Annotated in this window: 10 protein-coding genes; 7 read left to right on the forward strand and 3 right to left on the reverse strand. The window is 76.2% G+C overall.

The window, feature by feature from the left end; genetic code table 11:
- Positions 1–26: 26 nt before the first annotated feature.
- Both AC3WT4_RS16995 and AC3WT4_RS17000 read right to left on the reverse strand, forming a co-directional pair.
- Positions 27–1,004 carry a hypothetical protein gene (locus AC3WT4_RS16995; RefSeq protein WP_492315992.1) on the reverse strand — a complete coding sequence of 326 codons (978 nt, stop codon included), beginning with the start codon at positions 1,002–1,004 and terminating at the stop codon, positions 27–29.
- Positions 1,005–1,207: 203 nt separating this feature from the next.
- Positions 1,208–2,146 (reverse strand): NAD-dependent epimerase/dehydratase family protein, encoded by a 939-nt coding sequence (locus AC3WT4_RS17000; protein ID WP_074808187.1) that lies wholly within the window; start codon positions 2,144–2,146, stop codon positions 1,208–1,210.
- Positions 2,147–2,265: 119 nt separating this feature from the next.
- On the opposite strand from AC3WT4_RS17000, the gene AC3WT4_RS17005 reads away from it, so the two are divergent.
- From AC3WT4_RS17005 to AC3WT4_RS17020, 4 genes are all read left to right on the forward strand, one after another.
- Positions 2,266–2,994, forward strand: coding sequence for a TetR/AcrR family transcriptional regulator (locus AC3WT4_RS17005; RefSeq protein WP_492315993.1), 729 nt, complete (start codon positions 2,266–2,268; stop codon positions 2,992–2,994).
- A 131-nt stretch (positions 2,995–3,125) separates the two neighbouring features.
- Complete coding sequence (locus tag AC3WT4_RS17010; protein ID WP_034651071.1) at positions 3,126–3,509, forward strand: cold-shock protein; 384 nt, start codon at positions 3,126–3,128, stop codon at positions 3,507–3,509.
- A 2-nt stretch (positions 3,510–3,511) separates the two neighbouring features.
- Entirely contained in the window at positions 3,512–4,573 is a 1,062-nt protein-coding gene (locus AC3WT4_RS17015) for a DUF3027 domain-containing protein (RefSeq protein WP_492315994.1), read from the forward strand.
- Positions 4,570–7,725: a sacsin N-terminal ATP-binding-like domain-containing protein gene (locus tag AC3WT4_RS17020; RefSeq protein WP_492315995.1), complete on the forward strand. Its 3,156-nt coding sequence runs from the start codon at positions 4,570–4,572 to the stop codon at positions 7,723–7,725. Before AC3WT4_RS17015 ends, AC3WT4_RS17020 begins: the two co-directional genes overlap by 4 nt.
- Here AC3WT4_RS17020 and AC3WT4_RS17025 read toward each other — a convergent pair.
- Entirely contained in the window at positions 7,701–7,964 is a 264-nt protein-coding gene (locus AC3WT4_RS17025) for a DUF2530 domain-containing protein (RefSeq protein WP_108049455.1), read from the reverse strand. The genes AC3WT4_RS17020 and AC3WT4_RS17025 overlap by 25 nt on opposite strands.
- A gap of 446 nt (positions 7,965–8,410) precedes the next feature.
- On the opposite strand from AC3WT4_RS17025, the gene AC3WT4_RS17030 reads away from it, so the two are divergent.
- The 3 genes from AC3WT4_RS17030 to AC3WT4_RS17040 all read left to right on the forward strand — a co-directional run bounded on the left by AC3WT4_RS17030 (position 8,411) and on the right by AC3WT4_RS17040 (position 12,259).
- A complete protein-coding gene (locus tag AC3WT4_RS17030) occupies positions 8,411–9,925 on the forward strand; it encodes a sugar transferase (RefSeq protein ID WP_074808178.1) in 1,515 nt (504 codons plus the stop codon).
- Positions 9,926–9,966: 41 nt separating this feature from the next.
- Positions 9,967–10,698: a hypothetical protein gene (locus AC3WT4_RS17035; RefSeq protein WP_400109078.1), complete on the forward strand. Its 732-nt coding sequence runs from the start codon at positions 9,967–9,969 to the stop codon at positions 10,696–10,698.
- Positions 10,699–10,783: 85 nt separating this feature from the next.
- On the forward strand, positions 10,784–12,259 hold the full coding sequence (locus AC3WT4_RS17040) for an NCS2 family permease (RefSeq protein WP_074808173.1): 1,476 nt from the start codon (positions 10,784–10,786) through the stop codon (positions 12,257–12,259).
- The last annotated feature ends 9 nt before the right edge of the window (positions 12,260–12,268 follow it).

Here is a 12,268-nt window from a genome sequence, read left to right on the forward strand (position 1 = left end):
CGAACCGCGGCCGGGGTACCGACCGGTCAGCGCAGCGGAGGAAGGTGACGGTCAGGGCGGAGCGACGCGACGACGTCGGGCGGCACCCACCGCAGGACCCGCTCGCCGACGGCGTCGGGCGCGTCCCGCGCGGTGAACCGCAGCACGCGACGTCCGGTCGCCTCGATCGCCTCGTGCCGTCGCTTCTCCGCGACGAGGACGCGACCCGGGTCCTCGCGGGGAGCGAGGCCGTCGCCCGTCGTGCGGTACTTCACCAGCCCGTCGAACTCCAGCAGCAGCCGCCACGGCTCCCACCCGAGGTCCGCGCGGACCCGACCGACCGAGGTACGGACCGGGACCTGCGTCAACGGGCGGGGGAGGCCGAGCCGGAGGACGAGGTACCGCAGCCACGTCTCCCAGGCGGACTCGGCACCGGCGTCCGCGAGCCGGAGGACGTGCCGGGCGCGAGGTGCCCCGGCAGCCCGGGGCCGTCGCGCCAGGCAGGCCGCGACGTCCTCGCGGGCGAGGCCCCGCGCGAGCGCCGCGTCCGCGACGACCAGCCCCTCGAGCGGGCTCAGGGTGCGCAGGCAGTCGGCGACGGTGCGGGCGGGCGTCGTCACCGGCAGACCACCGACGACGCACCGGTCGACGGCGTCGACGAGTCCGAGGTGCCTCGCGACCGTGGGGTCCGCGCGCCCGGACCGCCGGTAGGGCTGCACCACGTGCACGTCGCGGGGCGCCGTCCACAGACGCAGGCCGTGGACGAGGGCGGCGGTGGTGTGGCTGAGGACGTGGTCCGCACGGAGGGTGCGATGGAGCGCGGTCGCCCGGTCCAGCACGAGGTCGCGCTCGTCGGCTGGCCCGAGCCTCTTGGTGGGCCCCGTCTCGCGGTAGACGCCCCGCCGCACCCGCTCCCAGGACCCGGAGGACGCGGCCTGCCGCACGAGCCCGGGCGGGTGCTCGGACGCGAGCAGCAGCGGGGGCCGTCGGGGTGCGCCGGGGGCGCGCGGGTCGTCGTCGTGCACCGGGCGAGCGTGCCCCGTCCGGGAGCTCGCGCGCGTCGCACCGACGGATCCTGTGGACGGTCTCCGGTCGACGGCGCCTGTGCGCGACGGTCGGGCGCTTCGGCAGCGCGGACGCGGGTCGGCAGCGCGTGCGAGGCGTCGGCAGCCCCAGGTGCCGAACGCCGCACGACGTGCCGACCTCACGCGACCGGTCTACCGACCGGTCAGCCGCGGGCGGTCCGTCGGCAGACCTCGTCCCACGGCGTGGGCTCGATGCCGAAGCGGTCGCGGGCCGCGGTGTCGTCGAGGACGTAGGGGCGCTCCCACTGGTAGGCGAGGTCGCGCAGCTCGCGCAGCAGCGGCGAGAACAGCCCGGCGACCGCGAGCCCGGGGCCGCGCAGCGAGCGCACCCGGACCGGTGGGTGCCCGACGCTCGCGAGGACGTCGGTCAGCGCCTCGCGCTGGGTGCGCGGCGGGTTGCTCGGGGTGTGCCACGTGCGACCGAGCGCCCCCGGGTCGGCGGCCGCCGCGACGAGCGTGCGCGCCGCGTCCTGCACGTCGGTGAACGAGTGCGGCAGGTCGGTGCGGCCGATCATCGTGACGGCCCGGCCGCGCAGCGCGGCGGGGACCACGCGCGACACGTGGCCGTTGGCGCCGACCCCGGGCCCGACGAAGTCGGAGCTGCGCACCTCGACGACGCGCGCACGGCCGGCGCGGTGCGCGGCGAGGGCGTCGGCCCACAGCCGGGCGCGCAGGACGCCCTTGTGGTCGGTCGCGGCGTCGGGCAGGTCCTCGGTCATGGGTCCGTCGACCGGGCCGTAGGGGTAGAGGTTGCCGGTGATCGCGTAGACGGCGCCCGTCCGCTCGGCCGTGGTGAGCAGCGCTGCGGCGAGCGGCGGCCAGACCCGTTCCCACTGCGTGTAGTCGCCGGGGTTGGCGCAGTTGTAGAGCACGGCGGCGCCGTCCGCGGCGCGGCTCAGCGCGTCGGCGTCGGACGCGTCGAGGGCGAGGTGCGTGACGCCGGCGATCCCGGTGTCGCGTCCGCTGCGGGTCACGACGGTGACGTGCGACCCGCGGGCCGCGAGCTCGGCGGCGACGTGGCGGCCGACCGGGCCGGCGCCGACGACGACGTGCCGGTCGGGGGAGGACGAGGTGCTGGACATGAGAGCTCCTTTCCGAGAGCAGCGCTCTCGTTTCGACAGCAGCCTGGCACGACGGCCATGACAAAGCAAGAGCACCGCTCTCGTTGGTGGTCAGCGCTCTCGTCTGCGACCCTGACGGGATGACGGCACCTCGGACGGCGCGCGCCCTGGCGCGCGAGACCCTCACGCGCGAGATCCTCGACGCCGCCCGCGCGCGGCTCGTCGCCGACGGGCCCGCCGCGCTCTCGCTGCGGGCCGTCGCGCGCGACGTCGGCATGGTGTCGTCCGCGGTCTACCGCTACTTCCCGAGCCGGGACGCGCTGCTCACCGCGCTCCTCGTCGAGTGCTACGACGAGCTCGGGGCCGCCGTCGAGGCCGCGGAGGCCGCCGTCGCGCGGGACGACCTGGCCGGCCGCTGGCTCGCCGCGTGCCGCGCGCTGCGCACGTGGTGCGTCGCGCGTCCCGGGGAGTTCGGGCTGCTCTACGGCACCCCCGTCCCGGGGTACGCGGCGCCGCAGGACACGGTCGAGCCCGCGACGCGCGTCGTGCGGGCGCTCGTCCGGGTCGTCGCCGACTCCTGGGCGGACGGCGAGGGCCCGGTGCCCGCACCGCCGTCGGGCGGGGACGCGGCCGCGCTCGTCGCCCCCGCCGTCGCGTACGTGAGCGCGCGCGGGCTGACGACGCCCGACGTCCCGCCCGAGGCCGTCGTGCGCACGCTCATGGCCTGGACGACCCTGTTCGGCACGGTCTCGTTCGAGCTCTTCGGCCACCTCCACCGCACGGTCGCCGACTACGCCGACTGGTTCGACGCCGTCGCGCTGCGGGTCGGGGCGGACGCCGGCGTGGTCCCGCGGTCGCCCGCGCACTGACCGGGCCGACGACGTGCCGCGCCCGGTCGTCGGGGCTCGCCCGGAGCGCGCCCACGGTATGGATGCGGCTTTGCCGCCGCGTGGCCGGTAACCTGGGGGTTCTGGTTCCTACGAGCACGAACGAGGTCCACGTGCCCACCGGCAAGGTCAAGTGGTTCGACACCGAACGCGGGTTCGGCTTCATCGCCAACGACGACGGCGGCGAGGTCTTCCTGCACGCCTCCGCCCTGCCCGCGGACGCCCCCGCGCCCAAGCCGGGCGCTCGCGTCGACTTCGGCGTCGCGGACGGGCGCCGTGGCCCGCAGGCGCTCGCCGTCACGTTCCTCGACCCGGCGCCCTCGGTCGTCAAGGCGAAGCGTCGCTCGGCGGACGAGATGGCGGTCATCGTGGAGGACCTCATCAAGGAGCTCGACGGGATCGGCAACGGCCTGCGCCGTGGCCGCTACCCGGAGAAGGGCAAGGCCACCAAGGTCGCCGCGGTCCTGCGCGCGGTCGCGGACGAGATCGAGGCCTGACGATGTCCGCCGTGGCAGCCGCAGAGGAGCGCGTCCGAGGAGTCTCCGCGCGCGCGGCGCGGGACGCCGTGCTCACGGGCGCGGTCGAGCTCGCGCGCGCCGCGGCGCAGGAGGTGGCCGAGAGCCCGGAGGACGTGGGGGAGCACCTCGGCACCGTCGCCGAGGCGGACCGCCTCATCTCCCACCGGTTCGCGTGCACGATGCGCGGCTACCGCGGCTGGCACTGGACGGTCACGCTCGCGCGCGTGCCGCGCGGCCGGACGGCCACGGTGTGCGAGGTCGAGCTGCTGCCCGGTGACGGTGCGCTGCTCGCACCGTCGTGGCTCCCGTGGTCCGAGCGCCTGCGCCCGGGCGACGTCGGCCCGGGCGACGTGCTGCCCTTCCGCGCGGACGACCCCCGCCTCGAGCCGGGCTACGTGCCGACGGGCGACGAGGAGCAGGACGCCGTCGCGATCGAGGAGCTCGCGCTCGCCCGCGCCCGCGTCCTGTCGCCGCAGGGCCGCGACGAGGCCGCGGAGCGCTGGTACCGCGGGTCGCGCGGCCCGACGACGCGCGGCGCCGTGGCCGCCGCGGCCGACTGCGGGTCGTGCGGCTTCCTCGTGCCGCTCCAGGGCAGCCTCGGCCAGGTCTTCGGCGTGTGCGCGAACGAGTGGTCGCCCGACGACGGCAAGGTCGTGAGCCTCGACCACGGCTGCGGCGCGCACTCGGAGACGGACGTCGAGCCGCAGCGCAGCGAGTGGCCGGACCCGGACCCGCTCGTCGACGAGCTGCACGTCGAGATCGTCACGCTCCTCGAGTCCGCGGTCGCCCGGAAGGAGGCGGCTCAGCAGGAGACGGCCCCGACCGGGACCGTCCCGGCGGAGCCTGCCCCGGCGGCACAGGACGAGCCGACGCCGGTGGCCGACGCCCCGACGTCGGCCGACACCGCGCCGGAGGCCGCCGTGGCCGCGGCCGTCGAGCCGGACGACGCGGAGACCGCCCCTGACCCCGACGCCACGCCGGACGGTCCCGAGACCGCGCCGGACGCCGTCGTCGACGCCGCGCCGGACGAGCCGCGGGAGTGACGCGGGACGTCTTCGGGACGGCCGCGCTGCGTCGTGCGGTCCTGGAGGCGTGGCGGTCCTCGCCGACGCGCCTGCGCGAGGACGCGAACACCGAGGAGGACCACGCCCACGGGTCGTACCGGGGGCGGGTCGTCGTCGAGCTCGCGCAGAACGCGGCCGACGCCGCCGCCCGTGCGGGCGTCCCCGGTCGGCTCCGGCTGAGCCTCCACGCGCCGTCCGACCCCGGCGGGCGCTGGGTGCTGCGCGCGGCGAACACCGGCGAGCCGCTCGACGCAGCGGGCGTCGCGTCGCTCGTCGCGATGCGGGCCTCGGCCACGGGCCGGGGCGTGGGTGCAGCCGGTGGCCCGCGCACGGTCGGGCGCTTCGGGGTCGGCTTCGCGGCGGTCCGCTCGGTCGCGGACCGCGTACGCGTCGGCGCGGGGGAACGTGCGGTCGAGCTCTCGCTCGACCGCACGCGCGCCGCGCTCGACGACGTGCTGTCGGACCGCCCGGACCTCGCTGCCGAGGTCGCGGGTCGCGGCGACCGGCTCCCGGTGCTGCGGCTGCCCTTCCCGGCGCGCGTCGAGGTGCCGGCGGGGTACGACACGGTGGTCGAGGTCGAGCTGCGCGACGACGCAGCGCTCGATGCCGTGCGGGCCGAGCTCGCGGACGTGGGTGACCCGCTGCTGCTCGCGCTGCCCGCGCTCACGGAGGTCGTCGTGGTCGGCGACGGCGTCGGGGAGCGCCGGGTCGCGGACGTCGACGAGCGCTGGACGGTGCTGCGACGTGAGGGGACGCTCGACCCCGCGCTCCTCGCGGACCGTCCCGTCGAGGAGCGTGGCGCCGACCGCTGGTCCGTCACCTGGGCGCTGCCCCACGACGCGGCGGCTCCGACCGTGCTGCACGCCCCCACCCCGACGGACGAGCGGCTCACGTTCCCGGCCCTGCTCCTCGCGACGTTCCCGCTCGACCCGGCGCGTCGGCACGTCCCGCGGGGCGCCGTGACCGACCACGTCGCGCACGAGGCGGGTCGCGCGTACGCGGCGCTCCTCGGGTCGCTCGCGGCCCACCGCGGCGCCGACGTGCTCGCGCTCGTGCCGACCGGGCTGCCGGCGAGCGCGGTCGACGAGGCGGTCCGCGCGGCGGCGACGACGGCCCTGGCCCGCACGCCGCTCCTCCCGCTCGACCTGCCGCCCGATCAGCCCGACCTCGCGCGGGACGAGCCGTGGGGAGAGCCGCCGAGCCTCGCGGAGCACGACGAGGACGGCGTGCCGCACCGCGACGGGCGGCGGCTCCTCGCGCCCGCCGAGGCGCTCGTCCTCGCCGGGGACGTGGGCGACGCGCGCGTGCGTGCCGAGCTCGGGGCGCCGCACCTCGTCGACGTGCCGGGACCGCTGCGCGCGGTCGCGCGGTCGCTCGGGGCGCAGGTCGTCGATCTCGCCGACGCCCTGGACGACCTCCCGCTCGTCGCCGACCCCGCGCGCTGGCGGGCGCTGTACGACGCCCTCGCGCCGCACGCGGGGGACCGGTCGGTGCTCGAGGCGCTGGGCGCGCTCCCGGTCCCGCTGCTCGGCGGGCAGGTCGTGCGCGGGGCGCGCGGCCTGCTGCTCCTCGACGACGGCACGACCGACAGCCCGGACGGCGGGACGCTCGACGCACGGGACGCCGCCGACCTCGGTCTCCGCGTCGTCGACCCGCGGGCGGCGCACCCGCTGCTCGAGCGGCTGGGCGCACGGGCGACGGACCTGCGCGCGGTGCTCGCCGACGGCGCGGTGCGCGAGCGCGTGCTGGCCGCCGCCGACGCCGCGGAGGCGGACGACGACCCCGCCCCCGAGGTCGACCGGCTGCTCGCGCTGGTCGCCGCCGCGCTGCGCGACGTGCGGGACCCCGGCGACGCGCTGCCGTTCTGGTGGGGCGAGCTCCCGGTCCCGACGACGGACGGCGGCTGGTCGCCCGCGCGCGGCTGCGCCCTGCCGGGCACCTGGGCGGCGGACGCGCTCGACGGGCTCGACGTCGTCGACCCGGGGGTCGTCGCGCGCTGGGGCGAGCCGGCGCTGCGCGCGGTGGGCGCGGCGGCGGGGCCGACCGTGCTGCGGGTGCGCGACGTCCTCACGCCGGCGTCGGACGACGACGAGCCCGACCTGGACCCGCACGCGCCGGAGGGCTGGCTCTCGGACTGGGCCGGGTACCTCGAGCACCTCGCGGCGACGCTCGGCCCCGAGGCGTACGTGGGGGACGTGCTCGCCGTCGCGGACCTGGACGCGGTGGCCGACGACGCGTGGCCCGACGTGCTCGCCCGGCTCGCGGGCGACCCCGCAGCGCGGGAGGCGCTGCTCACGCCCGTGCGCGCGGAGGGCGGGCGCACGACGGCGGCGCGCTCGTACACGGCGTGGTGGCTGCGCGAGGAGCTCGGCGGGCCGTTCGCGCTCGACGGCGGCCCGGCCGCCGCGTTCCTGCGTCCGGCACCGCCCGAGGTGGCCGGGCTCGACGACGCGTCGCTCTCCGCCGTCGGGGGTGTGCACGACCTCGCCGCGCTCGACCCGGAGGAGTGGGCCGACCTGCTCGACGGGCTGCCCCCGGTCGGGTCGCCGGTCGACGCCCGGGCGGCGCTGGCCCTGTGGCGCGCCCTGGCGGCGCTGGCCGAGCGAGGGGCGCGGCTCGACCCGCCTCCCGCGCGGGTGCCCGCGCTGCACGGCGGTGCGGTCGTCGTCGCGTCGGCCGACGACGTCGCGGTGGCCCCGGACCCGATGTGGGCGCCGCTGCGCCCGCTCGTGCCCGCCGGACGGGACCTGGTCGAGGACGTCGCGGACCTGCTCGACGTCGCGACGGTCACCGGTACCGCTCCGGCGCCGGACGCCGCCGGGCGCCGGGAGGACGTCCCGGCCGAGGTGGGGGCCGTCGTCGGTGCGCCCCTGCCGCGGACCTGGGCGCGGCACGACGACCTCCGCGTCGACGGGGTCGCGGTCCCGTGGTGGGTCGAGGGTCGTGGGGGAGCGGACGTCGTCGTGCACGCGACCGGCCCGGCCGGGCTCGCGGCGGCGCTCGCCGTGGTCGCGGGACGTCACGGCGCACGGCACGTGCTCGAGGAGGTGCTCCGCGACCCGCGCGGGGCGCAGGGCACGGTGGCGCGGACGGCCTGGGACGACCCTCAGTCGTCGGCGGACGCGCGGTAGCGCGTCCGGTTCCGCCGCTCCCAGACGAGGCCGAGAGCGCCGAGCGCGAGGCCGACGGCGCACGTCGCGACCGCGCGGGGCGCGAGCGTCCCGGTGGCGAGCAGGACGGCGCACACGACGAGCGCGACCGTCCAGAGCGCCATGCCGGCGAGGATGACGACGCGCAGGTCGACCCGCCAGGGCGCCGGGTCGGGGCGCCGGCGTTCGGGGTGGAGGAGGAGGGTCACGACCGAGGGCACCCGAGCATCGTAGCGACGGGCCGCTTTTTCACCCCCACGGCGCGTCACAGGCGTGACCTGCGTCTCTTCTCCTTCGGTGTGAGCACACGTCCGGAGCACCCGCAACCGCGCGCTACGATGCAAGCGGCCCACCACGCTCTCCCGCTCGTGGTCGCCCGTCCAGCTCGAACCGCCCCGGTCTGTGGGTGGGAACTCCCTCACGTCTTCTCCGCACGCTGCGTCGCGTGCTGCGGAACGCCAGACCTGGACACCTGTCCAGTGAATTCCTCCGCGACCTGCAGCCGACGTGAGAACCGCAGGATCCTGCGGCTCGGGACCTTCCGGACAGCAGTCGTCCGGAATGCCATCTCACCCGGGTGAAAGCCCTCGTCAACCCTCGTTATCGCACTTTCTCGAACCTAGGATGAGTCGCCATGCAGGGTGTTGAGCCGACCGGAGGTGGACGCATGTCCCACAGCGTCACCGACGACACGAGACGAGGTCTGCGCACCCTTCTCACCGCGTCGCCCGCGGCACGCATCCGTGCCGCACGGGCCGCGTTCGCCGCGCAGGGCTGGGAGGTCGCGTACCGCCGTCGGCTGCTCGTCACCGACACGGTCGTGATCGTCGTGGCCGTGCTGGTCGCCTACTTCCTGCGCTGGGACGCCGTGATCGACGAGCCCGTGAGCCGGGCCCGCGTCCCCTACGTGGTGCTGTCCGTGCTCGTGGGCGTGGCCTGGTCCGTGTCCCTCGTGGCCAGCCGGACGCGCGACCCGCGCGTCATGGGCAGCGGGCCCACGGAGTACCACCGCGTGTTCGACGCGTCGTGGCGCCTCTTCGCGGTGCTCGCCGTCCTCGCCTTCCTGCTGCGCTTCCCGGAGACGCGGGGCTACCTCGCGTTCGCCTTCCCGCTCGGCCTCGCCGGGCTGCTCGCGGGCCGGTACGCCTGGCGCCAGTGGCTGCACCGTCAGCGCGCCCACGGCGGCATGCGGTCCGCGGTGCTCGCGATCGGGCACCGCGACCAGGCCGAGCGCCTCATCCGCGACCTCAACTCGCGCGACGAGTCGGGCTACCGCGTCGTCGGCGTGTGCGTCCCGTCGGGCGGGTTCGGCGCGGGGGAGGAGATCCACGGCGTGCCGGTCCTCGGCGAGCTCCGGCACGCGGGCGAGGTCGCGACCCGCGTGGGCGCGGACGTCGTCGCGGTCTCCGGCTCGGACGCCATCACGGCCGAGGTCGTGCGCCGCCTGGGCTGGGAGCTCGAGCCGTACGGCGTCGACCTCATGCTCACGGCGGAGCTCGCGGACGTCGCCGGCCCCCGCATCACGATCACGCCCGCCGAGAGCGTCTCGCTCCTGCACGTGGACGCGCCCCGCTTCACGGGGCCCAAGTTCGCCGTGAAGTCGGTCGTGGACTGGACGGGCGCGGCCCTCATCACGCTCGTCGCGCTGCCCGTGCTCGTCGCTGTCGCGCTCGCCGTCCGGCTCACGAGCCGCGGTCCCGTCCTCTATCGCCAGGAGCGCGTCGGGCGCAACGGCCGCACGTTCTCGATGTTCAAGTTCCGCTCGATGCGCGTGGGCGCCGACCGCGAGGTCGAGCAGCTCGAGGAGCAGAACGACGGCTCCGGCCTCCTGTTCAAGATGCGCGACGACCCGCGCGTGACGCCCGTCGGACGGGTCCTGCGCCGCTACTCGCTCGACGAGCTGCCGCAGCTCTTCAACGTCCTGCGCGGCGACATGAGCCTCGTCGGCCCGCGGCCCCCGCTGCCGCGCGAGGTGCAGAAGTACGAGAAGAAGGTCCGCCGTCGGCTCCTGGTCAAGCCCGGTCTCACGGGTCTGTGGCAGGTCGGCGGCCGGTCGGACCTGTCGTGGGAGGAGAGCGTCCGCCTCGACGTGTACTACGTGGAGAACTGGACGATGTTCGGCGACTTCCTCATCCTCGCGCGCACGGCGCGCGCGGTGTTCTCCGGCTCCGGGGCCTACTGAGGCCCGGCCGGGACGTCGGGGTGGGCAGGAGGAGGTGCGTCGTGCGGGTCTCGGTCTCGGGAGGCGGTCGGCGCGGCGTCCTGCACGCGGCCTGCCTCGCCGCCGCCGGGCACGAGGTCGTGCTCCTCGACCCGGACCCGCGTGCGCTCGCCGCGCTCCGCGCTGGGCCGAGGACCGCTGAGCCACGGCTGCCCCGGCTCCTCGCGCTCGGCCTCGTGAGCGGGCGCCTGCGCCCGACGACCGACCGCACGGCCGTGGCCGGAGCGCGTGTGCACCTGCTCTGCGTCGGCGCGGGGTCCGCGCCCGACGCCGGGGGTGCGGCGCGCGTCGCGACGCTGCGGGACGCGCTCGACGGCCTCGCCCCGCACCTCGGCCCGGGCGACCTCGTCGTCGGGCGCGCCCGCGTCCCCGCGGGCACCGCCGAGCTGCTCGCCGCGTGCCTCGCCGCGGACGGCGTCCCTGCCACGGTCGCCTGGGTGCCCGACGAGCACCGGCCGGGCCACGCCGTCGTCGACCTGCTGCACCCGGCTCGGGTCGTGCACGGTGTCCCTGCGGGCCCGGCCGGGGAGCGGGCGAACGCGATCCTCGACGTGCTCCACGCGGTCCAGCTCGCCTCGGGCGCGCCGCGCAGCGTCACCGACCTCGCGACGGCCGAGTCCCTCGGGCACGGCCACGGCGCACCCCGCGCGCACGACGACGGCGCGGCGCCCGGGGCGGCGGACGTGGCGTCGAGCACACCCCGGGCGGCGTTCGACGCCGTCGGCGCGGCCTGACGTGCGCGGACGACCCCGACGGGCGATGCCCGACCGTGTCCGGCGCGTTACCGCACGGTCACACGGTTCTGGCAGCATTCTCCCCATGTCCACCCCCACCTCCGTCCGTGAGGACGAGCACGCTCCCGCGCCTGCGCGCGGCGCGATCGACCGCTTCTTCAAGATCACCGAGCGCGGCTCGACGATCGGCACCGAGATCCGCGGCGGTCTCGTGACGTTCTTCGCGATGGCCTACATCATCGTGCTGAACCCGCTGATCATCGGGACCGTCCAGGACGGCACGGGCCAGTTCCTCGGCGGGGGTGCCGAGCCCGACTTCGGCAAGATCGCCGCAGCCACCGCGCTCGTCGCGGGCGTCATGACCCTCGCCATGGGCGTCTTCGCGAACTTCCCCCTCGGCCTCGCGGCCGGGCTCGGCCTCAACGCGGTGGTCGCGTACTCGATCGCGTCGCTGCCCGGGGTCACGTGGGCGGACGCGATGGGCCTCGTCGTCATCGAGGGCCTCATCATCCTCGTGCTCGTGCTGACCGGGTTCCGCGAAGCCGTCTTCCGCGCGGTGCCGCTCGAGCTGAAGACCGCCATCAGCGTCGGCATCGGCCTGTTCATCGCGCTCATCGGCCTCGTCAACGCGGGCTTCGTCACCGCGGGCAGCGGCACGCTCCTCGCGCTCGGCAACCTCGGCACGTGGCCGATCCTCGTGTTCGTCGTGGGCCTCGTGCTGACGATCGTGCTCTGGGTCCGCAAGGTCAAGGGCGCCCTGCTCGTCGCGATCCTCACGGCGACCGTGCTCGCCGTCGTGCTGGAGAACACGCTGCACATCGGCGCGAAGGCCCCCGACGGCTCGAACCCGGACGGCTTCAACCTCAACGCGCCCACGTTCGACGGCGTCGTGCAGGTCCCGGACTTCGGCCTCCTCGGCCAGTTCTCGCTCCTGGGCTCGTTCCAGAACATCGCGACCGTCACCGTGATCCTGCTGGTGTTCTCGCTCCTGCTCGCGGACTTCTTCGACTCGATGGGCACGATGGTCGCGGTCGGCGCCGAGGCGCGGCTCAACGACGCCGAGGGCGTCCCGCCGCGCTCGCGCGCGATCCTCGTCGTCGACTCGATCGCGGCGGCTGCCGGTGGTGCCGGGTCCGTGTCGTCGAACACGAGCTTCGTCGAGTCGACGACGGGCGCCGGCGAGGGTGCCCGCACGGGCCTCGCGTCGGTCGTCACGGGCATCGCGTTCCTGCTCGCGACCTTCCTGTCGCCGCTCGTCGCGCTCGTGCCCTACGAGGCCGCGGCGCCCGCGCTCGTCTTCGTCGGGTTCCTCATGATGACGCAGATCGCCGGCATCTCCTGGAAGAACGTCGAGATCGGCATCCCCGCGTTCCTCACGATCATCGTCATGCCGTTCACGTATTCGATCGCGGACGGCATCGGGGCGGGCTTCCTCGCCTTCGTGCTCATCAAGCTCGCGCTCGGCAAGGTCCGGGCGATCCACCCGCTGATGTGGGTCGCGGCGGCGATGTTCGTCGTGTACTTCCTCCTCGGCCCCATCCGGGACGCCCTGGGCCTCTAGGCTCGGCCC

The sequence above is a fragment of the Cellulosimicrobium sp. EB106-03-01-XG111 genome, from assembly GCF_058792115.1.